The sequence below is a fragment of the Streptomyces sp. NPDC003327 genome (assembly GCF_053589515.1).
The window spans coordinates 65,986-88,659 of sequence record NZ_JBSFSA010000019.1 but is presented as its reverse complement, the minus strand read 5'-3'; the positions used below and the strand labels follow the sequence as shown (position 1 = coordinate 88,659).

At 74.3% G+C, this 22,674-nt stretch carries 20 protein-coding genes and 1 tRNA gene; 8 read left to right on the top strand and 13 right to left on the bottom strand.

Features of this window, described 5'->3' with window-relative positions:
- Window positions 1-318: 318 nt before the first annotated feature.
- Window positions 319-1,572, top strand: coding sequence for a M6 family metalloprotease domain-containing protein (locus tag ACWDVG_RS17505; protein WP_451700109.1), 1,254 nt, complete (start codon window positions 319-321; stop codon window positions 1,570-1,572).
- 70 nt (window positions 1,573-1,642) lie between these two features.
- Here ACWDVG_RS17505 and ACWDVG_RS17500 read toward each other — a convergent pair.
- From ACWDVG_RS17500 to ACWDVG_RS17485, 4 genes are all read right to left on the bottom strand, one after another.
- Window positions 1,643-1,716 (bottom strand) — tRNA-Lys (locus tag ACWDVG_RS17500).
- The gene (locus ACWDVG_RS17495; protein WP_451700097.1) at window positions 1,707-2,336 is read right to left on the bottom strand and encodes a hypothetical protein; all 630 of its coding nucleotides are present in this window, start codon (window positions 2,334-2,336) and stop codon (window positions 1,707-1,709) included. The genes ACWDVG_RS17500 and ACWDVG_RS17495 overlap by 10 nt, the downstream gene beginning before the upstream one ends.
- A gap of 155 nt (window positions 2,337-2,491) precedes the next feature.
- Window positions 2,492-2,848, bottom strand: a complete 357-nt coding sequence (locus tag ACWDVG_RS17490; protein WP_451700095.1) for a hypothetical protein — start codon at window positions 2,846-2,848, stop codon at window positions 2,492-2,494.
- A gap of 64 nt (window positions 2,849-2,912) precedes the next feature.
- Window positions 2,913-3,575: a TetR/AcrR family transcriptional regulator C-terminal domain-containing protein gene (locus ACWDVG_RS17485; protein WP_451700093.1), complete on the bottom strand. Its 663-nt coding sequence runs from the start codon at window positions 3,573-3,575 to the stop codon at window positions 2,913-2,915.
- An 81-nt stretch (window positions 3,576-3,656) separates the two neighbouring features.
- Between ACWDVG_RS17485 and ACWDVG_RS17480 the strand changes: the two genes are divergently transcribed.
- Window positions 3,657-4,238 carry a peroxiredoxin-like family protein gene (locus tag ACWDVG_RS17480; RefSeq protein ID WP_451700092.1) on the top strand — a complete coding sequence of 194 codons (582 nt, stop codon included), beginning with the start codon at window positions 3,657-3,659 and terminating at the stop codon, window positions 4,236-4,238.
- A 4-nt stretch (window positions 4,239-4,242) separates the two neighbouring features.
- Here ACWDVG_RS17480 and ACWDVG_RS17475 read toward each other — a convergent pair whose 3' ends face one another.
- Genes ACWDVG_RS17475 through ACWDVG_RS17460 form a run of 4 tightly spaced genes read right to left on the bottom strand, consistent with a single transcriptional unit; the run spans window position 4,243 to window position 9,113 of the window.
- Window positions 4,243-5,574 (bottom strand): AAA domain-containing protein, encoded by a 1,332-nt coding sequence (locus ACWDVG_RS17475; protein ID WP_451700091.1) that lies wholly within the window; start codon window positions 5,572-5,574, stop codon window positions 4,243-4,245.
- Window positions 5,571-7,160: a hypothetical protein gene (locus ACWDVG_RS17470; protein ID WP_451700090.1), complete on the bottom strand. Its 1,590-nt coding sequence runs from the start codon at window positions 7,158-7,160 to the stop codon at window positions 5,571-5,573. The genes ACWDVG_RS17475 and ACWDVG_RS17470 overlap by 4 nt, the downstream gene beginning before the upstream one ends.
- Window positions 7,151-8,293, bottom strand: a complete 1,143-nt coding sequence (locus tag ACWDVG_RS17465; protein ID WP_451700089.1) for a hypothetical protein — start codon at window positions 8,291-8,293, stop codon at window positions 7,151-7,153. Before ACWDVG_RS17465 ends, ACWDVG_RS17470 begins: the two co-directional genes overlap by 10 nt.
- Entirely contained in the window at window positions 8,226-9,113 is an 888-nt protein-coding gene (locus tag ACWDVG_RS17460; RefSeq protein WP_451700088.1) for a phosphatase PAP2 family protein, read from the bottom strand. The genes ACWDVG_RS17465 and ACWDVG_RS17460 overlap by 68 nt, the downstream gene beginning before the upstream one ends.
- 170 nt (window positions 9,114-9,283) lie before the next feature.
- Here ACWDVG_RS17460 and ACWDVG_RS17455 point away from each other — a divergent pair, with 170 nt between their 5' ends.
- Entirely contained in the window at window positions 9,284-9,880 is a 597-nt protein-coding gene (locus tag ACWDVG_RS17455) for a histidine phosphatase family protein (protein WP_451700087.1), read from the top strand.
- Between the two features lie 54 nt (window positions 9,881-9,934).
- Here ACWDVG_RS17455 and ACWDVG_RS17450 read toward each other — a convergent pair whose 3' ends face one another.
- A complete protein-coding gene (locus ACWDVG_RS17450) occupies window positions 9,935-11,224 on the bottom strand; it encodes a tetratricopeptide repeat protein (RefSeq protein ID WP_451700086.1) in 1,290 nt (429 codons plus the stop codon).
- Window positions 11,225-11,447: 223 nt separating this feature from the next.
- On the opposite strand from ACWDVG_RS17450, the gene ACWDVG_RS17445 reads away from it, so the two are divergent.
- Together ACWDVG_RS17445 and ACWDVG_RS17440 are read left to right on the top strand one after the other, a co-directional pair.
- Window positions 11,448-11,891: a hypothetical protein gene (locus tag ACWDVG_RS17445; RefSeq protein ID WP_451700085.1), complete on the top strand. Its 444-nt coding sequence runs from the start codon at window positions 11,448-11,450 to the stop codon at window positions 11,889-11,891.
- Window positions 11,892-11,945: 54 nt separating this feature from the next.
- The gene (locus tag ACWDVG_RS17440; RefSeq protein WP_451700084.1) at window positions 11,946-12,812 is read left to right on the top strand and encodes a spermidine synthase; all 867 of its coding nucleotides are present in this window, start codon (window positions 11,946-11,948) and stop codon (window positions 12,810-12,812) included.
- 20 nt (window positions 12,813-12,832) lie between these two features.
- Here the strand turns inward: ACWDVG_RS17440 and ACWDVG_RS17435 are convergent, their stop codons facing one another.
- On the bottom strand, window positions 12,833-13,471 hold the full coding sequence (locus tag ACWDVG_RS17435; protein ID WP_451700083.1) for a hypothetical protein: 639 nt from the start codon (window positions 13,469-13,471) through the stop codon (window positions 12,833-12,835).
- 79 nt (window positions 13,472-13,550) lie between these two features.
- Between ACWDVG_RS17435 and ACWDVG_RS17430 the strand changes: the two genes are divergently transcribed.
- The 3 genes from ACWDVG_RS17430 (at window position 13,551) to ACWDVG_RS17420 (ending at window position 17,341) form a co-directional block, all read left to right on the top strand.
- Window positions 13,551-14,291 (top strand): response regulator transcription factor, encoded by a 741-nt coding sequence (locus tag ACWDVG_RS17430; protein ID WP_451700081.1) that lies wholly within the window; start codon window positions 13,551-13,553, stop codon window positions 14,289-14,291.
- Window positions 14,288-15,697 (top strand): ATP-binding protein, encoded by a 1,410-nt coding sequence (locus ACWDVG_RS17425; RefSeq protein ID WP_451700080.1) that lies wholly within the window; start codon window positions 14,288-14,290, stop codon window positions 15,695-15,697. Before ACWDVG_RS17430 ends, ACWDVG_RS17425 begins: the two co-directional genes overlap by 4 nt.
- A gap of 141 nt (window positions 15,698-15,838) precedes the next feature.
- Window positions 15,839-17,341, top strand: coding sequence for a glycoside hydrolase family 18 protein (locus ACWDVG_RS17420; protein ID WP_451700079.1), 1,503 nt, complete (start codon window positions 15,839-15,841; stop codon window positions 17,339-17,341).
- An 82-nt stretch (window positions 17,342-17,423) separates the two neighbouring features.
- Here ACWDVG_RS17420 and ACWDVG_RS17415 read toward each other — a convergent pair whose 3' ends face one another.
- From ACWDVG_RS17415 to aspT (ACWDVG_RS17405), 3 genes are all read right to left on the bottom strand, one after another.
- Complete coding sequence (locus ACWDVG_RS17415) at window positions 17,424-19,079, bottom strand: bifunctional aspartate transaminase/aspartate 4-decarboxylase (RefSeq protein WP_451700078.1); 1,656 nt, start codon at window positions 19,077-19,079, stop codon at window positions 17,424-17,426.
- A gap of 85 nt (window positions 19,080-19,164) precedes the next feature.
- Window positions 19,165-20,868: an aspartate-alanine antiporter gene (aspT, locus tag ACWDVG_RS17410; protein WP_451700077.1), complete on the bottom strand. Its 1,704-nt coding sequence runs from the start codon at window positions 20,866-20,868 to the stop codon at window positions 19,165-19,167.
- Between the two features lie 17 nt (window positions 20,869-20,885).
- A complete protein-coding gene (gene aspT / locus ACWDVG_RS17405; RefSeq protein WP_451700076.1) occupies window positions 20,886-22,568 on the bottom strand; it encodes an aspartate-alanine antiporter in 1,683 nt (560 codons plus the stop codon).
- Between the last annotated feature and the right edge of the window lie 106 nt (window positions 22,569-22,674).

The window sequence follows — 22,674 nt, the reverse complement described above, 5'->3', positions numbered from 1 at the left end:
TGGTCGGGATGGTCGGCCAAGGAAAGTGAGCCGATCATAGAGCCAGGCCGGGGGGCCGTTCCAGCTCCGGAGCCGCCGCCGGGGGCGTGCGGGACTGTGAGGCTCCCCACCGCCCGCTCCCGCCCGATCGTTTCTGCGCGGGTCTGACGGGGGTCGACGCCCCCTGACCGAATGTGACTTTCCGTGAGCTGATGCCCGCTCGTGTCGCGTCGACCCAGCGCCACGCCCTCACCCGACCGGGGCAGCGGAAATATGCGAAACCCGGCGAATCATCACAAGGTGGGTGGGGTGTCCCGCATTCGCGAACCGGAGGTCCACGTGAGGGGTCAGCAGCCACCCGGGGGAGTGGAGCGCCCGCGTCTGCGTGCCGGTGCGGCGGCCTTCACCGCCCTCGCCGCGCTCGCCGCGACCGGGCTCGTCGCGGGCCCCGCCGTCGGCGCGCCGACGGCCGGACCCTGCGCCCTGCCGCGTACGGCCGCCCACCACTCGCTGGGACTCGACACCTGGAACAGCTCCTACCCCCGGCCGACCCGCTCGCTCGACGCGATCATGGTCTTCCTGTCGTTCCCGGACGCGACCCCGCTCACCACCCCGGCCGAGCTGGCCGCCGACCACTTCCCGGCCACCAGCGAGTTCTTCGACCGCGCCTCGTACGGGCGCTTCACGCTCCGCCCGCACCCCCGGGCCGCGTGGACGCCGATGCCGCGCCCGTCGACCGCGTACGACATACGGCGTGACTGGGACCCGGGGCAGCGCGCCGCCTATCTGCGGGACGCGATCGCCGCCGCCGACGACGGCGTGGACTTCTCCCGGTACGACATCGTCTATCTGGTCGCCGACCCCGACGCGCCCGGCGTGGACTCGGACGCGACGAAGGTCGTCAACCTGGAGCGGCCGCTGGAGGTCGACGGCGCCCGGATCAAGCGGGTCGTCACCGTCTTCGAGCGGCACCCGCCCGACCGGAACGTCCTCGCCCACGAGACCGGCCACGTCTTCGACCTGCCCGACCTCTACCGCCGCCCGGTGGACGGCAAGGGCGACTGGGACACGCACGTGGGGGACTGGGACGTCATGGGCAGCCAGTTCGGCCTCGCCCCGGACCTCTTCGCCTGGCACAAGTGGAAGCTCGGCTGGCTCGCCCGCGGCCAGGTGGCCTGCGTCCAGGGCGCAGCGCCCGAGGTCCTGAGCCTGGAGCCCGTCGCCGCCGCGGCCGCCGCCGGGTCGACGCCCGGCACCCGCCTCGCCGTGGTCCGTACGGGCCGGGACAGCGTCCTCGCGATCGAGGCGCGCGCCGCGACCGGCAACGACGCCGACACCTGCACCGAGGGGGTCCTCGTCTACCACGTACGGGGCGGGGCGGCGTCCGGCGACGGCCCGGTGGAGGTGGTCGACGCCCACCCCGAGACGGAGGCCTGCTGGGAGCGCTCGGTCTACCCTCCGCTCGCCGACGCGCCCCTGGAGGAGGGCGAGACGCTGACCGTGCCCGGCACCGGCGTGCGGGTGGAGGTCGTGGAGCGCACGGGGACCGGCGTGTGGACGGTGAAGGTCACGCCCCCGCCCCCGGGCGACTGAGCGCCGCGGCGGGAGCGGTGCCGGGAACACGAAGAAGCCCCCCGCTTCCGCGAAGGGCTTCTTCCGTCTGTGCGCCGCCAGGGACTCGAACCCCGGACCCGCTGATTAAGAGTCAGCTGCTCTAACCAACTGAGCTAGCGGCGCCTGCTGACGTCGTAGACATTAGCATCCGAATCGGCGGGAGCAAAAATCGATACCCGCACGTCGGCCGCCGAAACCGCCCGGGCGGCCCGGACGCAGGCCCAGAGCATCACCTCGGGTCCCGGAAGCCAGGGGCTCCGCGTGTCGGGGGCGACCAGCCAGCGCGGACCCGACGCCCCGGAGGGCAGCAGCGGCGGTACGGTCACGGCGTCCCCGACGCCGTGACAGAGCGGGCGCGGCACGGCCTCGCTCCACTCCTCCCAGTCGAGCAGCGCGGGCAGCCGCTGGGCGGTACCCGGGGCGGCGAACAGCATCATCCGGCCCCGGTGCACGGCCACGGGGCCGGAGCCCGGGCCCTCCTCCCACAGCCGGTCCAGCATCCGGCGCCCGAAGACCGGGTCCACGTTGACGACGTCGAAGAGCGTCCCGCAGGGCAGGGCCGCCGGCGCGGCGGGCCTGGCCTCCCAGCGGGCGAGCGCCGCGCCGCCCCCGGCGGCGGAGGCCAGCCAGGCGGCGCCGTCGGAGGTCACCCGTGCGGTCTGGTGCCGTTCGTCACCGCCCTCGGCGAGGAAGCGGAAGACGTCGTGGGCGGTCTGGTCGCGGAGCCAGGTCGTCGTCGTCATGCGTCCAGGTGTACCGGCGGTGACGGACCGGTTTCCGAGAGTTCCCGGAATCCCGGACAGGAGGGGTGCGGGCGCAGTATCGTGCGCACCGCATATGCCAGGGGTGGCGTCCGGCGGACTACTCCCGAGGCCGCTCCCCGCCCCGCTTCCGGGGGCTACTCCTCGGCGTGGCGGCCGCTCGTACGGATCAGGTCGCGGCCGAACTCGATCATCTTGTGCGCGTAGTCCTCGGTCCAGTCGGCCCGCTCGGCGACGTCCGCCGCCGTCAGCCGGTCGAACCGCCGCGGGTCGGCGAGCCGGGCCGCCGCGATCGCCTGGAACTCCACCGCCCGGTCCGTCGCGGCCCGGAAGGCGTGCGTCAGTTCCGTCGCGCGGGCGAGCAGCTCGCGCGGGTCCTCCATCGACTCCAGGTCGAAGAAGTGCTCCGGGTCGGCGGTCGCCTCGGCAGGCTCGAAGATCAGCTGGGCCGGCCTGAGCCGCCGCTGTCCGCTCCGCTCCGCGGGTTCCGCCATCGCTCGTCTCCTCTTCGCGCACGTGCCCGCGGCACACGGGCGGCCCGGACACCCGGGCCGCTTCTCATTGTCCCGCGCCCCGCAAGGGGGTGCCCTGGCCAGGGGTGGACGGTCGGTCGTCGAGCCCGCGCAGGAGCAGACGCAGCCCGCCGAGGAACTCCTCGTCGGGGCCGACCCCGCCGGCGGTCCGCGCCGTCTCCGCGAGGAGCGGGAACCGGTCCCCGGGCAGGGCCGCGATGGCCGCCGTGCCGTCCCCGGCGAGCGGCCCGAGGTGTCCGAGCTGGATCGCCCCGGTGACGTACGCGTGGAGCGCGCGCAGGGCCACGACCCGCCGGGCGCCCGTGACGCCCGCCTCGGTGAGGATGCCGAGCACCGTCTCGGACCAGCGCAGCCCGGCGGGCGCGCGGTGCCGGTGGGCGACGGTCAGCGGGATCGCGCCCGGGTGCCGGACGACGGCGTCGCGCAGCCGTCCGGCCATCGTCTCGACGCGCTCCCGCCAGGGGGCGCCGGGGGCGGGCGGGGTGGTGTCGACGGCGGCGAGGACGCGGTCGACGACGAGTCCCTCCAGCTCCTCGCGGTCGGCGACGTACCGGTAGAGCCCCATCGGGCTCATGCCGAGTTCCGCGGCGACCGAGCGCATGGAGAGGGCGGCGAGCCCGTCGCGGTCGATGACGGCGAGGGCGGCGGCGGCCAGGGCGTCGGGGGTGAGGGAGCGTGGTCGAGGCATGGCGGTTGACAGCGTACGCCTTACGCCTACGCTGATGGGAGTACGCCGTACGCCTACACCTCCCGTGAAGGAAGGCGCCCCATGCGCACGCCCCTGACCCGCACCCGTCTCGCACCCGGGGCCGTCGTCCCGGCCCGGCGGCTGGACCCCGTGATCGGAACGCCGCTGACGGTTCCCGACCCCGAACGCCTCACCCACGTGCAGTTCCGGCGCTTCGCCGGCTGCCCCGTCTGCAACCTCCACCTGCGGTCGGTGGTCCGGCGCCACCAGGAGATCGAACGGGCCGGGATCCGCGAGGTGGTCCTCTTCCACTCACCCGCGCCGGAACTCCGCGCGCACGTGGCGGACCTGCCGTTCGCCGTCGTCGCCGACCCGGACAAGCTGCTGTACGCGGAGTTCGGCGTGGAGGCCCACCGCAGGGCCCTGCTCGACCCGCGCGCCTGGCCCGCGATCGTCCGGTCCGTCGCGAGCGGCGCCCGGGAACTCGACGCGGGCCGGGGCCGGCTGCCCGCCGCCGCCCAGCCCGCGGGCAGGCTGGGCCTCCCCGCGGACTTCCTGCTCACCCCGGACGGCCGCGTCGCCGCCGCCGGGTACGGCGAGCACGTCTACGACCAGTGGTCGGTCGACGAACTCCTCGCCCTGGCCGCCGCCACCGGCCGCTGACGCCTCAGGGCGTCCAGCGCACGCGGTGTTCCGCCAGGTGGGAGAGGACCGCGTGGTTGGCCTCCCAGCCGTCCGGGAACTTCACCGTGACCCCGAGCTGCACCGGCTCCGTCGAGGGGTGTTCGTCGAGGAGTTCGGCGACGCCCGCGCGGCAGACCACGACGCACGCGTGGCGGTGGCGGGAGGCGAGCACGCAGAGGCGGCCCGTCTCCAGGTGGAAGGCGGTCGCGTCCGGACGGCCCGACAACGGGTGGAGGACCACCGTCACGTCGTACTCGCGGCCCTGGAGGCGGTTCGCGGTGTCCACCGTCACGCCCGCGACGCCGAGGTCCGCGAGCGCCGCGCGGACCGCCGCCGCCTGGTCGCGGTGGGCGGTCCCGACCGCGATCCGGTCGGGGGTCAGCGGCACCGGGTGCTCCGAGCGCTCCGAGACCGCCGCCCCGCCCCGGTCGAGGAGGCGCCGCACGACCAGGGCGATCGCGCCGACCGCCTCGGGGTCGGTGCGCGGCGTGTGGCGGGCCGGCAGTTCGAGCAGGCCCCAGCCGGAGGCGGCGGCCTCGTCGAGGACCCGGTCGGGGCCCGAGCCGTCCGACGGCACCCCGAACGCCAGCCGCCGGTCCCCGTGCCCCGTACCGCTGCGGAACGGGGTGTACGGGTAGAAGGCGTCGGACACCAGCGGCGCCGCCGAGGCGGGCAGCCGCCACGACACCGGGAGGCGGTGCTGCGGCAGCTCCGGGTTGTGGGCGAGCAGCGTGGAGACGGCGCTCGCCGACGGGTCGTACGACAGGCCCGCCCACTGCTCGGCGCCCACCACCGAGAACGGGTCGAGCTGGCCCGGGTCGCCCACGAACAGGGCCCGCTCGAAGAGCCCGGCCACGGCGAGCAGCGCGTCGGAGCGCATCTGGTACGCCTCGTCGACGATCGCGTGCGACCACGGCTCGACGTTCTTCACGTGCGCCCACTTCGCGGCCGTCGAGACGACCACGGGAAGCCCCACCAGATCACCCGCCTTCGCCGACTTCCGTACCTGCGCGAGGTCGTCGAGCGCCTTGTCGTAGGCGTCGCTGTCGCTGGAGTGCAGCCGGCCCACCTCCAGGTCCGGCTCCTTCTCGGCGAGCCGCAGCACCAGGTCGTCGACCTGCGCGTTCGTCTGGGCGACCACCATCAACGGCCGCCCGGCAGCGGCCAGTTCGAGGGCGGCCCGCACCACGAGGGTCGACTTGCCGGCGCCGGGCGGGGAGTCGACGACCACGCCGCGGGAGGTGCCGTGCAGGGTGTCGGCCAGGATCGCGGCCGTGGCCCGCGCCGCCTCGGCGGAAGGATCGAACTCGGTCACAGCAGGTCCTCGGGGGTCACGGCGTCGGGCAGTTCGGGGGCGTCCGTGCGCGGCGGTCCGCCGTGCGTCCAGGGCGTCTCCTCCGGGTCCGGCAGCTTCGGCCCGACCCGCTGGTCGTGCTCGAAGAGCGTCCAGGAGATCCGCTCGCCCTTCTCCGGCACCGAGCCCTCGGCCGGCTCCTTCGACCGGCCCATCCGGTCGAGGAGCCGCAGCACCAGCGCGCCGTCGTCCTCGTACCGCACGAACTCCGCCGCCTGCGGCTTGCCGTCGAGCGAGCGGAACACCCGCACCTTCTCGGCCAGGTGCGGCCGGTCGTCGGTGCGGACCGTGAGCAGCGGGCGCGGCGCCGGGCGCTTCGACTCGGTCCACGCCATCGTCACCTCGACGACCTCCGCCGCGAACGCCTCCCCGGCGAGCCGCCGCCCGGCCAGCACGAGCGGATCGTCGAGGGCCTCGTGCGCCTCCAGCTGGCCCTGCGCCTGCTCGCGCGCGGCGAGCTTCGCGGCCGCCGTCACGGCGTCGTCCCGGCGCGGCTGAGGCGGCTCCCCGGCCGTGATCCGGTCCCGGTGGGCGGTGAACGACCAGCGGTCCCGGGTCCAGCGGTCGGCGACCCTGGACCCCTCGGGCAGCGCCCGCAGCAGCCCGAGGGCCCGCCACACGGCGTCCCAGGTCGGCTTCAGCTGGGAGGCGACCAGACGCCGCAGCTCCCCCTCGGCCCGGTGCAGCTCGGCGAGGCCGCTGTCGGCGGCCTCCCCGTCCTCGGCCGCGCCGAGCGCCTGCCGGGCCCGGTCGTACCGCTCGATCGCGGGCGCCAGGAGCGTGTTGTCGAACGCCGGGTCGGTCGCGGGACCGGCCGGCGGGCAGAGCAGCCGGCCCTGCGCGTCCCGGCCCAGCTCGGCCCGGAGCGCCCCCTCGGCGCCCGGCTCGCCGTCGGCCGGGTCGATCCAGGCGAGCAGGGCGCCCAGGTGCTGGTCCTCCAGGGACGACTGGCCGGTCGCCCAGTGCCGGTTCAGCAGGTCGGTCGCCGCGAGCAGGAGCGAGGAGCCCGGCACCCGGGCCCGCTCCCCGTAGTGCGTCAGCCAGCGGCCGAGCAGCGGCACCCGGGGCGGCGCGGGGAACGGCGTCTCCGGGTCCTGCTCGGCCGTGCGCCGGAACCGCATCGAGCGCCCGAGGAGCCGTACGTACTCCACGCCCGCCCGGCTGGGCACGATCAGCTGCGGCGCGTCCGCGCACAGCTCGACCTCGACCTTCACCTTCTTGCCGGTCTCGGGGTCCGTCTCGCTGCGCTCGGCCGGCCCGACGACGTCCGCGTACGCGTCGATGTACGGCAGGACCTCCTCCGCCAGGTCGGCGAGGAACGCGAACCGCAGGTCCCGGTCGCGGGGCTGGGCGACCACCAGGAGCCGCGGCTCCGCCGGGTCGGTGCCGACGAGGGCGCCCAGCGGGGCGCCCGCCTCGCCGGCGGTGGTCAGCGGGACGAGGACGAGCGGCCGGGACGACAGGTGCCGGTGCCGGACGGTGGCCAGCGGCTGCGCGCGGCCCGACTCGACGGCCTCCAGCCGGGCCAGGGTGGCGATCAGTGACACGCCGCCACCCCCGCGGACCCGGCGGCCTCCGTCAGGGCCTCGTCCCGCAGGGCGCGCGCCCGCCGCAGTGCCGCGACCGCCGGGTCCTCGGGGTCGCCCTCCTCGCCGCGCGCCGCGGCCAGGACCGAGCCGACCGTCGTCAGGCCGCCCAGCTCGCCCCGCACCGAACGGCCCAGGGTCTCGACGGCGCCCGCCTCGCGGGCCCGCGCCCGGCAGTGGAAGGCCAGCTCGCAGGCGGCCAGGCACTCCGGCGCGTACGCGTGGGGCACGCACTCCACGGACCGGGCAAGCTCCTGCGGGGTCCGCTCCGACACGTCGAAGCTGGTGCCCTCCGGCAGGGCGTCCGCGATCTCCTCGATGCGGGTCAGCCGGGCCAGCTGGCGGCGGGTGACCGAGCGCTGTTTGCGGACGTCGACCGGGGTGGCCGTCGGCACGTTCGAGAAGTCCTTCGGGCAGACGAGGAGCACCGTGTGCGCCACCTCCGCGCCCTCGGTCCTGGCGGCGACCCGCTCCAGGGCGAGGACGTAGACGGCCGCCTGGCGGGCCGCCGCCCCCACCTTCGCGGCGTCGGCGGCGCCGTCGACCGTCGGGAAGGACTTGATCTCCACAACCGTCCACCGGCCGTCGGGGTGCACGACGACCGCGTCCGGCTCCAGGTAGACGGGCGAGCCCGCCACGTCGAGGGCGAGCAGCGGATGGTCGAGGAGCGTCCACGCCCCCGCCGCGGTCGCCTCGCGCAGCGCGAGCGCGGTGCGGGCCGTGCGTCCCTCGGGTCCCGAGGCCGCCAGGTCGGGCACGGCGACCGCGTCGGGCTCCGGGGCGCCGAGCAGCCGGACCAGCTCGCGGCCGCCGTCCGCCTTGACCTTGGCCTCGAAGGAGTTCCCCCGGACGATCGCGAACTGCGACTGGCCGAACGGCGCGGGCGAGCCGAGCTTCGACGCCAGCGCCGCCTTGTCGACCCCGGCGCCGTCGAGCAGGGCCCGCCGCTTGCAGCCGGGGTTGGCGGCGAGCGCCGCGAGCGCCCGCGCGTCCAGGGGACGCGGGGCGACGGCCGGTCCGCGCAGCTCAGCGAGCAGATGCCGGAGTGTCGTCTGCGGCGGTCGTGGCAGACCGCCGCCCAGGGATGTGCTCACCCGTGGAAGTCTCGCATCCGCCACTGACAACCGGGGCGGGTTCCGGGCTTCCCCCACCCCGTCCGGCGATCCCGCCCCGTCCGGTGACCCTGTCCCGTCCGGCGATCCGGTCCGCGTACCGCAGCACGTGCGGGGCGAGCAGCAGCCCGGCGCCCATCACGGCCGCCCCGGCGACCGCGTCGAGCAGGTAGTGGTTGGCGGTGCCCATCACCACGAACGTGGTGACCAGCGGATAGGCCACGCCCAGGGCGCGCGGGAGCGGAGTCCGCCCGTACCGCCAGAGCAGCACCCCGCACCACAGCGCCCAGCCGACGTGGAGGCTGGGCATCGCCGCGTACTGGTTCGTCATCCCGCCGAGCCCCCGCGGCGCGCTGGCCTCGCCGCCCCACCAGCCGTACGAGGCGAAGTGGGCCATCGTGTCGGTGAAGCCGTGCACCGGGTCGAGCAACCGGGGCGGGCAGGTGGGCAGCAGGGTGAAGCCGACCAGGCCGAGGAGGGTGGAGACCATCAGCCAGGTGCGGGCGGACCGGTAGGCGGCGGGCCGCCGCCGGAAGAGCCAGACGAGGACCGCCGGGGTGACCAGGTAGTGGAGCGAGGCGTACGCGAAGTCCGCCGGGACGCCGAACGCGGCGACGTCCGTGAAGAGGCGGTTCAGCGGGCGCTCGGCGTCGATGCCGAGGTTCCCCTCCAGGCGCAGGATCGCGAGGCCGTGCTCGACGGCGGTCGCCTCCCCGCCGCGCACCAGGAGCCGGGCCCCGGTGTAGGCCGCGTACACGGCCGCGAGCAGCAGAAGTTCGGCCCACCAGCGTGGCTTGCGCATGACACGGTCCCCCGGATGATGTCGATCGCCCCGGAGGGGGGACGCGCCACGACGCCGCGGGGTTGCCCGCCGGTCGCCCGCGGCTCGCCGCCGGCTTGCCCGTCATTCACCTGGGCGATGATGGAGGGGCACCACGCACCGCACCCGTGAACCCCAGGAGAGCCCTTCCCATGGCACCGCGCATCCTGCTCGCCCGGCACGGCCAGACCGAGTGGTCCCTGCTCGGCCGGCACACCGGCAGGACCGACATACCGCTGCTCGACGAGGGCCGGCGCGGCGCCAAGCTGCTCGGCGAGCGCCTGCACCGCGGCCCCTGGCAGGCCCTGCCCGACGTCGAGGTGCGCACCAGCCCGCTGGTCCGCGCGAGCGAGACCTGCGGGCTCGCGGGCTTCGGCGACCGGGCCGAGCCGTGGGACGCGCTCATGGAGTGGGACTACGGGGCGTACGAGGGGCTGACCCCGGCCCAGATCCACGCGCGGCGGCCGGGCTGGCTGATCTGGCGCGACGGCGTCGAGGAGGGCGAGACGCTGGCGCAGCTCTCCGCGCGGGCGGACGAGGTCGTGGAGTGGGCCCGTTCGGCCGACCGTGACGTGCTGGTCTTCGCGCACGGCCACATCCTGCGGTCGATCGGCGCGCGCTGGCTCGGCGAGGACGTCTCCTTCGCCTCCCGCATCCGCCTGGACCCGACGAGCCTGTCCGTCCTCGGCTGGGCGTACGGCGCCCCGGCGCTCGAACGCTGGAACGACACGGGCCACCTGGAGCAGTAGCCCCCCGGGCCGCCCGCCTCGGCCCGGACCGCGCCCCTCCCTCACCCCCCGGCCTCAGGTCGACGCGGCGAGGACCCGCCGGGTGTCGGCGAGGAGGTGCTCGACGCGGGCCGAGCCGATGTCCGCGAGGGAGTCTTCGACGCGCCGGGCCTCGGCGGCGGCCTCGTCGAGGCGCCCGGCGCGGGCGAGGTTCCCGGCGAACTGCGCGCGGTAGAGCGCGAGGTTCCGGGCGAAGTGCGGGTTCTGCAGGACGGTGGCCCGGTGCGCGTGGCGGGCCGCGCGGCCCCACTCGCCCAGCGCCGACCAGCAGTGCGCCTCCAGGGCCTCCAGTTCGGGCTCGCCGAAGAACGACATCCACTCGGGGTCGTCCTCGTGCGCGCCCCGGTCGAAGTGGCCGTGGGCGCGGCCGAGGGCCTCCTCGCACGCCGAGCGGTCGCCGAGCCCGGCCCAGGCGGCGGCCTCGCGCAGCGAGAGCAGCGCGAGGAGCCGGGACGAGCCGAGCGGCCGGGCGGCGCGCAGGCCGGCCTGCGCGGCCCGGACCGCCTCGCGGAACCGACCGGTGTCCTTGGCGAGGAAGGACGTGTTGCAGAAGGCGTGCGCCTCCAGGGCCGCGTTCCCGGCGACCCGGGCGGTGGCGAGGGCCTCGGCGTAGTGGGAGCGGGCGTCCTCGTGGCGGCCCGAGTCGTGGGCCAGCCAGCCCACCGAGAGGGACAGTTCGCCCGCGCCGGCGTGCAGCCGGTCCTCGGTGGAGCGGCGGGCCGCGGTCCCGGCGTCGAGCAGGGCGTAGGCGGTGCGGAGCGGCTGGGCGGCGACCTTGTAGAGCCCGTCGCCGCCGTGCCGGTCGTCGAGCAGCCGGATCCGTCGTACGGCCTCCTCGACGGCCCGCACCTCGGTCTCGCCGATCCGGTGCGTGCCCCGGGGGGCGGGGATCGCGACGGCCGTGCCGCCGAGTCCCAGAGAGGCCGCCGCCAGGGTGGCGGTGCCGCTCGTCATGAATGCGCGACGCAGCACGTCGCTCTCCTCATCGTTCCGGGTTGTGACGGCGGGGGGCGCCGGTGATCCGGCCGGGACGCCGTGTCTCCGGCCGCGCACCGCCTCCCGCGCGGAGAAGCCCAGGTCGGCGAGGGTGAGACCGGGGAACATGTGCAGGAAGACCCGCTCGTACGCGTAGTTGGGACAGCGGATCTCGCCCGCCTCCACGCGCCCGATGTAGCGGGCGTCGCACGCGACCTGTTCGCCGATCTCCCGTGCCGCCCGGCGGACCGTGGCGGCGAACTCCGCGGGGGAGTGCTGTCCGCGGAGCCGTCGGAAGGCGAGATTGGGAACTGCCCGTGACATGGCCATGGCCGAGCCCTCTCCTGGTGCTGCCGGGTGGTCCGGCGGCAAGAACGTACCTGCTGTGACCGGATGCCTACGCAGAGTTTGGCTACAAACCGGATATCTCGCCTGCGATCTGCCATGAACTGCCATCCTTTGCGGCGGCGTGCCGCCGTAGCCGTTGACGCGCACGGGCGTTGAACCGTAGGGGAGACGGAACGCGTCTCCTCCCGAGCGAGGAGGGGTCCCCATGACGGAGATCGGATCGCAGACGGCCACCCGGGCCGTGACCGCCCCGGACACCGGAGCGGGCCTGCCCCCCGCGGGCCCCTGCGACCTGGTGACCGTGCCGGCCCGCCAGGGTCTGGAGGCCGTCGACATCCTGCGCCGCGGCGGCGCCCCCGCGGTCGGCCCCGTCCTGCACGACGGCGCCTGCGACACCCTCGGCTTCCTCGTGCCGCCCGGCACGGCGGCGGCCTGGGACATGCCGGGCAGCGCCTGTACGCAGACCAGCGGGCGCGGTCTGCGCCTGCCGGAACTCCCCGAACTGCCCGAACCGGCGGGCGACGCGCCCCGCCCCGCCGGCTGGCTCCTGCCCCCCGACGACACCGGGGCGGTCACCGACCCGGCCGTCCTGCGCGAGGCCCTCGGCGAGGCCGCCCGCCTCATCGAGGCCGCCGACGGCTGCCACTGAGCCCCGCCCCGGCGCGGTGGGCCGCTCCGGTGCGGCCGCCCCGATAATGGGGACGTGGCCAGGAACAAGCAGCGTGAGCGGGGTGCGGGGGACGCCTCCGTCGTCGAGACCGTCGACGGGGGGCTCGCCGAGCTGATACCCGACCGGGAACGGCCCCGCGCCTGGACGCTGCTCATCGACGGCGCCCCGCAGTCGCACGTCGACCTTGACGACCCGGCGCGCCTCACCTTCGAGTACCAGCGGCGCCTCGGGCACGTCGCCGACCTCGCCGCCCCGCCGAACCGGCCGCTCCAGGCCGTCCACCTCGGCGGCGGCGCCTTCACCCTCGCCCGGTACGTCGCCGCGACCCGGCCCCGCTCCACCCAGCAGGTCGTCGAGGTCGACACGCCCCTCGTCCAGCTGGTCCGCAGGGAACTGCCGCTCGACCCCGGGGCCCGCGTCCGGGTCCGCTCCACCGACGCCCGCGCCGGACTCGCCAAGGTCCAGGACGGCTGGGCCGACCTGATCATCGCCGACGTCTTCAGCGGGGCCCGCACCCCGGCACACCTCACCAGCACCGAGTTCCTCGCCGAGGTGCGGCGGGCGCTGCGGCCCGGCGGGTTCTACGCGGCGAACCTCGCCGACGGCCCGCCCCTGGCCCACCTCCGCGGCCAGATCGCCACCGCCGCCACCGTCTTCCCCGAACTGGCCCTCGTCGCCGACCCGACCGTGCTGCGCGGCCGCCGCTTCGGCAACGCGGTGCTGCTCGCCTCGGACCGTGCCCTGCCCGTCGCCGAGCTGACCCGGCGGGTCGCCACCGACCCGCACCCCGGCCGCCTCGAACACGGCCGGGCCCTCGCCGACTTCACCGGCGGCGCCGCGCCCGTCACCGACGCGAGCGCCAAGCCCTCGCCCGTACCGCCCGCGTCCGCCTTCCGCTGAGCGCGGCCCGCCGCCGGACGTCAGATCCGGCGGTCGTCGATCTCCACCCGGGGCGCGGTGTCGTGCCAGACGCAGAAGACGGACAGTTCGCGGCCGTCCTGCGTGAACGTCACCCGGATCCAGGACGGCTGCTTCCACACCTGCATCCGCCAGCCGGACGCCGGGGTCGCGGAGACCAGCTCCGCCGAGGTCTCGCCCAGGTCGAAGGCGACCCGGCCGCCGTCCACGGAGTAGCTCTTCACCCCGGACGGGTCGTCACCGGCGGCGGTCGTCGCCCCGGCCGCCGGGAGCTCCGGGCCGGGCGAGGGCGTCGCCGTCCGGGACGGCGCGGCCGTGGGCGCGGTCGGCGTGGCCGCGGACGGGGTGCGGCTCGTGGCGGGGGCGGCCGGCGGCGACCCGCCGGCCGTGTCCGGGCGGTGGGTCGAGGAGGTCAGCGGGGTGCCGCCCGCACCGGCCGTGCCTCCGTCGGCTCCCGTGCCGGTTCCGGCGTCCGTGCCGGCGTCCGCGCCGGTTCCGGCGGGCAGGGGCAGCGCGCGCGGCGGGTCGTACACCGTGCCGGACAGCACCGTGTGCACCCCCCACCAGGAGAGCGTGACCGCCGCGCCGGTGGCGAGCGACCAGGCCAGGGCGTGAACGAGTCCTCTTCGCACGCGGGTCATACTGCACCACCCCGGCCGGGGACGTACCGGAGGGTGGACCCTGCCGACGGGCTCACCCGAATGGCGTACGGTGCCGCCCATGGCAAGTGTGCTCGTGGTCGAGGACGACCAGTTCGTGCGCTCCGCCCTCATCAGGCACCTGTCCGACGCCTCCCACACCGTACGGAGCGTCGGCACGGCCCTGGAGGCGCTGCGCGAGGTCGCCCACGTCCGCTTCGACGTCGTGATCCTGGACCTGGGGCTGCCCGATCTCGACGGGTCCGAGGCGCTCAAGATGCTGCGCGGCATCACCGACGTACCGGTGATCATCGCGACGGCCAGGGACGACGAGGCCGAGATCGTACGGCTGCTGCACGCGGGCGCCGACGACTACCTCGTCAAGCCCTTCTCGGTCGACCACCTCTCCGCCCGGATGGCCGCGGTCCTGCGCCGGGCGCGGTCCGCGGGCGGTGACGCGCCCGCCTCGACCGTGATCCGGGTCGGCGGGCTCACCGTCGACCCGCTGCGGCGGCAGGCGGAACTCGACGGCGCCCGGCTCGACCTGACCCGGCGCGAGTTCGACCTGCTGGCCTTCCTCGCCGGGCGGCCCGGGGTCGTGGTCCCGCGCAAGGAGCTGCTCGCCGAGGTGTGGCAGCAGTCCTACGGCGACGACCAGACGATCGACGTCCATCTGTCGTGGCTGCGGCGGAAGCTGGGCGAGACGGCCGCGCGGCCCCGCTACCTCCACACCCTGCGCGGTGTCGGCGTGAAGCTCGAACCGCCGGCGGAGTCCCCGGCGGAGACCCCCGCGGAGCCCTGGCGCCAGGAGCCGCGGCCGTGAGATGGGCCCTCGTCAAGGTGGCGCTCGCCGTCACCGCCATGGTCGTCGTCGCCTTCGCCGTCCCCCTCGGGCTCGTCGTCAAGGAGATGGCCCGCGACCGGGCCTTCTCCAACGCCGAGCGGCGGGCCGCCGGGCTCGCCCCGGTCCTCGCCATCACCACCGACCGCGCCGAGCTCGACAAGGCCGTCGCCACCACCGAGGACGGCGCCGCCGGTCGCCTCGCCGTCCACGTGCCCGCCGCCGGACCCGGGGGCACGGACCTGGAGATCGGCACCCGCAGGGCCGGTGCCCGGTCCGTCGCCGCCACCCGGGAACTCGGCCGCGCCTCGATCGCCGCCGTCCCCGGCGGCTTCGCGCTGCTCCAGCCCACCGCGCTCAGCAGCGGAAAGGTCGCCGTCGTCGAACTCTTCGTCCCCGAGGGCGAGGTGAGCAACGGCGTCGCCACCGCCTGGCTCGTGCTCGCCGGGGTCGGCGTCGCCCTGATCGTCGGCTCCGTCGCCGTCGCCGACCGGCTCGGCGTCCGCATGGTCCGGCCCGCCCAGCGGCTCGCGGGCGCCGCCCACGACCTGGGCGAGGGCAGGCTCGGCGCACGCGTCCCCGAGGAGGGGCCGCCCGAGCTCAAGTCGGCGGCCGTCGCCTTCAACTCGATGGCCGACCAGGTCGTCCAGCTCCTCGCCAACGAGCGGGAACTGGCCGCCGACCTCTCCCACCGGCTGCGCACCCCGCTCACCGTGCTGCGCCTCAACGCCGCCTCGCTCGGCGGCTCCCCGGCCGCCGAGCAGACCAGGACCGCCGTCGAGCAGCTGGAGCGGGAGGTCGACATCATCATCCGTACGGCCAGGGAGGCGAAGCCGCAGACCCAGGGCCCCGGACCGGGCGCGGGTTGCGACGCCGCCGAGGTGGTGCGCGAGCGGATGGGCTTCTGGTCCGCGCTCGCCGAGGACGAGGGGCGGCGCGTACGCGTCGCGGGCGTGGAGCGTCCCGTACGCATCCCGGTCGCCCGGCCCGAACTCGTCGCCGCGCTCGACGCCCTGCTCGGCAACGTCTTCCGGCACACCCCTGAGGGCACCGCCTTCTCCGTCGACGTCCACAACGGGGAGGACGCCGTCATCGTCCTCGTCTCCGACGCCGGACAGGGCATCGCCGACCCGGCCGCCGCCCTGGCGCGCGGCAACCGCGGCGACCGGGCCGGTTCGACCGGGCTCGGCCTGGACATCGTGCGGCGCATGGCCGAGTCCACCGGCGGGGACGTCCGCATCGGCCACTCGGTCCTCGGCGGCACCGAGGTCCGCGTCTGGATCGGCCTCGACGGCCGGGCCGGGGCCGGCGCCCCGGCCCGCCGCGGCCACCGTCCGGCCCGCCGCCGCCTCGGTGCCACCGGCTCCCGGCGGGCCGACGCGTCCTGAACCTTTGCTGGTTCCGATGGCTTCCTTAAGCGGAGCCTAAGGATCCCGGCCCCCGTCCGTGCCGGGGCTTTTGTCCGGTTCGGCGGCGCTAGCGTGCTGCCGCACCCCCACCCCACCCCGGCACGCAGAGGCAGGCACCCGATGGGCACGAGATCGCACCGGCGCACGGCGAGCACCAGGACCAAGGTGGTCGGTGCGGTCGTCGCGGCGGCCGTCGTCGGCGGGACCGTTCTCGCCCTCACCGGCACGGCGCAGGCCGCCGCCGTCGGAGCCGCCTACACCCGCACCAGCTCCTGGACCGGCGGCTACACCGGGCAGTACGTCGTCACCAACGAGACCAGCACCGCCCAGTCCGACTGGACCCTGGAGTTCGACCTGCCCGCGGGGACCACCATCGGCTCCCTCTGGAACGGCGAGCACACCGTCTCCGGCCGCCACGTCACCGTGCGGCCCGCGAGCTGGAACCGGCAGCTGGCCCCCGGCCAGTCCGTCACCGTCGGCTTCGTCACCTCCGCCGGCGGCCAGGCCGGCGACCCCACCGGCTGCCTCATCAACAAGACCGTCTGTTCGGCCGGAGGCCCCGCCCCCACCCCCAGCGGCCGCCCCACCGAGCAGCCCACCGCGACCGCGAGCCCGCGGCCGACCGCCACCGCCACGCCGACCGCCACCGCGAGCCCGCGGCCGACCGCCACCGCCACCGCGACGGCGAGCCCGAAGCCGACGGCCACCACCACCGCAACCCCCGCCGCCGGAGCCGCGAAGTACGCCCCGTACGTCGACACCTCGCTCTACCCGGCGTACGACCTCCTCGCCACCGCCGACGCCACCGGTGTGAAGGAGTTCAACCTCGCCTTCATCACCTCCGGCGGCGGCTGCGCACCCCTGTGGGGCGGCGTCACCGACCTGGCCAACGACAAGGTGGCCGCCCAGATCGGCGCCCTGCGCGCCAGGGGCGGTGACGTCCGCGTCTCCTTCGGCGGCGCCGCCGGCCGCGAACTGGCCCTCAACTGCGCGACCTCCGCCGACCTCGCGACGGCGTACGGCAAGGTGATCGACCACTACGGGCTCACCAAGGTCGACTTCGACGTCGAGGGCGCCGCCCTCCCCGACACGGCCGCGAACACCCGCCGATCCCAGGCCATCGCCCAGCTCCAGAGGACCCACCCCGGCCTGAACGTCTCCTTCACGCTGCCGGTCATGCCCGAGGGCCTCACGCAGCCGGGCGTCGACCTGCTCGCCGACGCCCGCCGCAACGGCGTCCGCGTCGACGCCGTCAACATCATGGCGATGGACTACGGACCGGCCTACAGCGCCGACATGGGCACCTACGCCGTGCAGGCCGCCACCGCGACCCAGGCCCAGATCAAGGGCGTGCTCGGCCTCTCCGACGCCGCCGCCTGGAAGACCGTCGCCGTCACCCCCATGATCGGAGTGAACGACGTGGCCAGCGAGGTCTTCCGGGTCGACGACGCCACCCAGCTCGTCGAGTTCGCACGGTCGAAGGGCATCGGCTGGCTCTCCATGTGGTCCTCGACCCGCGACAAGCAGTGCGCGGCCGGGGCCGTCTCCTACGCCGACGCCACCTGCTCCTCGATCCTCCAGCAGCCGCTGGCCTTCACGAAGGCCTTCGCCGCCTACAAGTAGCCGGACCCCCGAGTCCCCCCACACCGCGCGCCCCGGCCGGCACCACCCCACCCCGGCCGGGGCGCGCACCCGTCCCCGTACGTCAGCCGGCGGCCCGGGCGGCCTTCCACTCCTCCGCGTAGTCGGTGAAGATCGCCCGCAGGTGGTGGCCGATCTTCAGGTAGTCGAGGTCGTCGAGATTGGCGAGGGAGACCCGGACCGACCACTGGGGGCCGTCGAAGCCGCCGCCGTTGAGGAGGACGACGCGGGTCTGCTCGGCCAGCCGGAAGAGCGGGTCCACCGGCTCGTAGTTCTTCTCCAGGAACTCCGCGAAGTCCTTGCCGTGGACCCGCTCGGCCTCCGCGAGGAGGTCCAGTTCGACGTAGTACCCGGCCCGCTGCGGGTCGTCCGCGATCTTCATCCGGGCGCCTTCGAGGAGCAGGTCGAGCCGCCGGCGCACGATGCCGCGGATCCGCCGCTTGTACGCCTGCCCCTCCTCCAGCATGTCGAAGAGGGAGAAGAGCACCATCATCGTCTGCTGCGGCAGCGAGAGCCCGGCGGTGTGGTTGAGGGCGACCTGACGGGAGTCGGCGACTAGGCGGTCGATGAACCGGATCTTCTCCGGCTCCAGGGACAGCGAGCCGTACCGCTTGTTCAGGCGGTCCTTCTCGGCCTGCGGCAGCGCGGCGATCATGTCGTCGACGACGTTGTCGTCGTGGAGGCCGATGACGCCGAGCCGGTGGCCGGTGCAGCCGTAGTGCTTGGAGTACGAGTACACGAGCAGCGTGTTGCGCGGGAGGTCGGCGGCGAGCGAGCGGAAGCCCTCCACGAACGTGCCGTAGACGTCGTCCGTGACGATCAGCAGGTTCGGGTTCCGCGTCGCGACGATGTCCCCGATCTGGCGCGCCACGCGCTCGCTCATCGCGAGCGACGGCGGGTTGGAGGGGTTGACGACGCAGACCAGCTTCACCGACGGGTCGGCCAGCTTCTCCACCTCCTCCGCCGGGTAGCGCCACTCGCGCACACCGGTCTCGGCGAACAGCGAGGCCTCGACGTGGACGACGTCGAACTCGTACGTGTCCAGCTCGGGGATCTCGATGTACGGCGTGAAGACCGGGACCATCAGGGCGATCCGGTCGCCCTTGCGCAGGATCCCGTTCTTCACGAGGGAGTCGAAGACGTAGCACATGGCGGCGGTGCCGCCCTCGGTCGCGAAGTACGAGATGTTCCCGGCGGGCGGGCGGCCGGCGAACAGCTCGTCGCTGACGTAGCCGCGGACGACCTCCTCGGTGTGGGCGAGGATCCGGTCCGGCACCGGGTAGTTGTCGCCGATGGAGCTGTCGGTCAGCTCGTGGACGAACGCGTCCCGGTCGAAGCCGAAGCGCTCGACGGCGTACGCGACGCATTTCTGGAGCAGGTCGATGCCGGGCAGGTCCGGGTGGCGCCGCACGAACGTGTCGAAGCGGTCGCCGGAGCCGACCAGCTCCGGCATCCCGCCGAGGTCGTCGGCGGTCCAGACGCGGCGCGACTCGGAGAGGGCGAAGTAGCCGAGCGCGTGGAAGGCCTCGCGGGGGCCGGTGGCAACCCAGTTCGGGTTGCCGCGGCCCGCGTTCAGCATCTGCGTCTGCGACTTCTCCTTCTGGCCCGGCTCGTCCGCCTGCGTCGCCTGCGCGAGCTGGATGAACTTGTCCTTCAGCTCGAACGGCGACAGCTGCGCGAAGGACTTGATTTCCTCACGGGTGAACGTGGTCTTGGGCACGGCATGTCCTCTGGGTGCGTCGGGTCAGTCGGGTCAGTGGGGTCAGTGGGCCAGTGGGCCAGCGGGATCAGTGGGGTCAGTGGGGTCAGTGGTGGAGGATGACGATGACGGCGCCCCAGATCGTCAGCAGGACGTTGCCCACCGCGTAGGGGATCGTGTAGCCGAGCGTCGGGATCTGCGACCTGGCCTGTTCGTTGATCGCGCCGATGGCCGCGGTCGTCGTCTGGCCGCCCGCGAGGACGCCCATCAGGATCGGGAAGCGGATCCGCTGGACGTAGTGGCCGACGAGGAAGCCGACGAGCAGCGGGACCAGGGTGGCGACCGCGCCCCAGAGCAGCAGGCCCCAGCCGGCCGTGGACAGGCCGCTGGTGAAACTGGGCCCCGCGTTGATGCCGACGACCGCGACGAAGGCGCACAGCCCGAAGGTGTCCATGAACCACTGGGCTCCCGGCGGCACGTTGCCGTACGTGGGGTACTTGCCCCGGATCCAGCCGAAGACCAGGCCCATGATGAGCGCGCCGCCCGAGGTCGACAGCGAGATCGGCACCCCGGAGACGGTGAGCGCCGGGATCCCGACGCAGCCGCCGAGGAAGACGCCGAGGCCCACCCAGAGCATGTCGGTGGCGAAGGAGGTCGGCACGGGCTTGCCGATCGCCCGGCCCGCCGGGTCCACGAGCCGCTTCGGCCCGGTCAGGACGACGGTGTCGCCGCGCTCCAGCTTCGTGGAGAGCCGGTAGGGGAACGCGGCGCCGGAGCGGTAGATCCGGTCGACGTACACACCGACCATGAAGGGTTCGCGGCGCAGCTCCGCCACCGTCTTCCCGAGCTGCTCCTTCTCCGACGCGACGACGTGCAGCGTCTCGGTCCGGTAGCCGAGCAGCTCGACGTCGTCGGTCTCGGCGCCGATGTGGGTGCGGGCGTCGAACGCGACGAGCGAGCCGCGCAGGGCCGAGACGGCGACGGTGTCGCCCGCGCGGAGCACGGTCTCCTGGTCGTGGTCGAGGATCGCCCCGTCCCGCCGTACCCGGGTGAGGTAGACGCGGTGCCCGAGCTCCTGCTGCTGCTTCTCGAAGTCGCCGATGGTGCGGCCGACGAGGTCGGGACGGTCGATGCGGTACGCGCGGGGCACCACCTCGTAGTAGCCCTCGCCGAGGTCCGGGTCGTCGCCGGGCGCGTCCAGCTCCTCCGCGAGCCGCGCCGACTCGGCGGCCAGGTCCCGCCGGTAGAGCCGGGGCAGGACGTTGGCGAGGAGGATCGCGCAGAGAATGGTGCCGAGCGGGTACGTGACGGCGTAGCCGATCGCGACGAGGTTCTCCTCGGTCTTGATCTGGTCGGCGGAGAGCCCCGGCAGGTTGCCGATGGCGTCCTGCGCCACGCCGATGACCGCGGACTGGGTGAGGGCGCCGCCGAGGAGGCCGGCCGAGAGGCCGGGGCCGTACCCGAGCATCGCGGCGAAGCCCCAGGAGACGAGGAGTCCGGTCACGCAGACCACGAGCGCGTTGACGACCTGCGGCAGGCCGTCCTTGCGCAGGCCCCGGAAGAACTGCGGGCCGACCTTGTAGCCGAGGGCGAAGAGGAAGAGGGTGAAGAAGAGGTTCTTCACCGTGCCGTCGATCGTGACCTCGAACTGGGCGCCGAGCAGCAGTCCCGCCACCAGGCAGCCGGTGACCGCGCCGAGCGCGATGGCCCGGTAGCGCAGCTTCCCGAAGAGGAAGCCGAGGGCGACGGTGAGGAAGACGAGCAGCTCGGGGTGGGGCTGGAAGATGTTCCGGTTGAGGAAGTCGGTCATGTCGTCGGGGTCGCCTCTCAGGCTCCGAGGATGCCGACGAGCAGCGGGCCCGTCAGCGGGAGCAGGAAGTTGGAGAGGGTGTAGGTGATCGTGTAGCCGAGCATCGGGACCGAGCTCTGGGCCACCTGGGTGATGGAGGTGATCGCCGGGGTGGAGCACTGCTGACCCGCGATGGCGCCGATCAGCAGCGGTTTCTCGATCTTCAGGAGCTTGCGGCCGACGATCAGCGAGAGGGTCGCGGGGACGAGGACCATCGCGATCCCGGCGAACGGCAGCAGCGCCCCGTACTCCTTCAGGAGCGGCCAGGCCTGCGGGCCCGACACCAGACCGGTGCAGGCGATGAAGATCGCGAGGCCCATGTCCTTCAGGGTCGTCGCGGCCTGCGGCGGGAAGGCGCCGAACGTCTGCGTGCGGGAGCGGAACCAGCCGAAGAGCAGCCCTGAGATCAGGCAGCCTCCGCCGGTGCCGAGCGACATCGGGACGTCGCCGAACTCCACCACGACCTGGCCGAGGAGCGAGCCGGCCGCGATGCCGAGGCCCAGGTAGATGAAGTCGGTGGCGTCGTTCCTGACCGTCGCCCCGATCTTCGACGCCAGCCTGCCGAGGCCCGAGCGGGAGCCGACCAGGGTGAGGACGTCGCCGCGCTGCACCACGGTCTCCGGGGTGGCGGGCAGGTTCTGGTCGCCGCGCAGGACGTCCGTCACGTACACGCCGCCGGAGGCGAACTCCGGGTGCTCCTCGGTGAGCGTGTCGATCGACTTGCCGATCGCCGCCTTGTCGGTCAGCGAGACCTGGGTGGTGGCGAGCGGGGTGTCGAGTCCCGGGATCGCCGGGGTCTCCGGGCCGATCAGCCGGCTCGCCTCGATGATGTTGGCCCGCCGGCCGACGGTGAGCACCAGGTCGGAGAGGGTCAGTTCGAAGTCGGGCGGGGGAGGGGTGAGGACCCGGCTGCCCCGCTTGACGGCCTCGACGGTGACCCGGCCGCCCAGCTGGCGCTCCAGGTCGAGGACCGTGGCGCCGTCGGCGTGCGTGACCAGGAACGTCCGGCCGACCATGCCGGGCAGCGCCTCGCGCTCGTCGGGCTCCAGACCGCCGCCGGAGCCGCGCATCCGCTCCCACAGCTCTCGGGAGGCGTCGCGGAGGTTGATCCGCATCATCATCGGCATGATCTGGCTGGTGTAGATGACGATGGTGACGAGGCCGAAGAGGTAGCAGACCGTGTACGCGGTGGCCACGTGGCCCTGGTACTGGGTGATCTGCTCCTGTGTCAGGTCGGAGAGCTTGCCGATGGCCTCGGTGGCCGTGCCGACGACGGCGGACTCGGTGGCCGCGCCCGCGAGGATGCCGGCGGCGGTGCCCACGTCGAGGTCGAAGGCCTTGGCGAGGCCGAGCGCGATGCCGACGACACAGACGACCTCGATGAGGCAGAGGGCGAAGAAGCGCAGGCTCTTGCGGTTGAGGTTGGCGAAGAACTGCGGTCCCGCCAGGTAGCCGAGGGAGAAGATGAAGAGCGCGAAGAAGATCGTCTTGACGTCGTCGGAGACGGTGACCTTCGCCCAGGCGCCGAGCAGCAGCGAGACGATCAGGGTGCCGCAGATGCCGCCGAGGGTGATGGGGCCCACCCGGAGCTTGCCCACGAGATAGCCGGCGGCGAGGCAGAGGAAGAGGGCGAGTTCGGGGTGGTCGCGGAGGACTCCCATGCGGCCTCACCCCGCCCACGAGGGAGCAAAAATCAATATCTCGGACATATGGGGACGCTAGCAGCGGGGCAGGGGAAGTGGATCAACGGCACGGCCGTACGGGTGA

What these genes read in the sequence shown, in the direction of transcription:
- ACWDVG_RS17450 (WP_451700086.1), bottom strand. Translation starts at nt 11,224, where the DNA reads ATGGCCATGTCACGGGCAGTTCCCAATCTCGCCTTCCGACGGCTCCGC.
- ACWDVG_RS17455 (WP_451700087.1), top strand. Translation starts at nt 9,284, where the DNA reads ATGGCACCGCGCATCCTGCTCGCCCGGCACGGCCAGACCGAGTGGTCC.
- ACWDVG_RS17430 (WP_451700081.1), top strand. Translation starts at nt 13,551, where the DNA reads ATGGCAAGTGTGCTCGTGGTCGAGGACGACCAGTTCGTGCGCTCCGCC.
- ACWDVG_RS17480 (WP_451700092.1), top strand. Translation starts at nt 3,657, where the DNA reads ATGCGCACGCCCCTGACCCGCACCCGTCTCGCACCCGGGGCCGTCGTC.
- ACWDVG_RS17490 (WP_451700095.1), bottom strand. Translation starts at nt 2,848, where the DNA reads ATGGCGGAACCCGCGGAGCGGAGCGGACAGCGGCGGCTCAGGCCGGCC.
- ACWDVG_RS17485 (WP_451700093.1), bottom strand. Translation starts at nt 3,575, where the DNA reads ATGCCTCGACCACGCTCCCTCACCCCCGACGCCCTGGCCGCCGCCGCC.
- ACWDVG_RS17495 (WP_451700097.1), bottom strand. Translation starts at nt 2,336, where the DNA reads ATGACGACGACGACCTGGCTCCGCGACCAGACCGCCCACGACGTCTTC.
- ACWDVG_RS17420 (WP_451700079.1), top strand. Translation starts at nt 15,839, where the DNA reads ATGGGCACGAGATCGCACCGGCGCACGGCGAGCACCAGGACCAAGGTG.
- ACWDVG_RS17435 (WP_451700083.1), bottom strand. Translation starts at nt 13,471, where the DNA reads ATGACCCGCGTGCGAAGAGGACTCGTTCACGCCCTGGCCTGGTCGCTC.
- aspT (WP_451700076.1), bottom strand. Translation starts at nt 22,568, where the DNA reads ATGGGAGTCCTCCGCGACCACCCCGAACTCGCCCTCTTCCTCTGCCTC.
- ACWDVG_RS17460 (WP_451700088.1), bottom strand. Translation starts at nt 9,113, where the DNA reads ATGCGCAAGCCACGCTGGTGGGCCGAACTTCTGCTGCTCGCGGCCGTG.
- ACWDVG_RS17445 (WP_451700085.1), top strand. Translation starts at nt 11,448, where the DNA reads ATGACGGAGATCGGATCGCAGACGGCCACCCGGGCCGTGACCGCCCCG.
- aspT (WP_451700077.1), bottom strand. Translation starts at nt 20,868, where the DNA reads ATGACCGACTTCCTCAACCGGAACATCTTCCAGCCCCACCCCGAGCTG.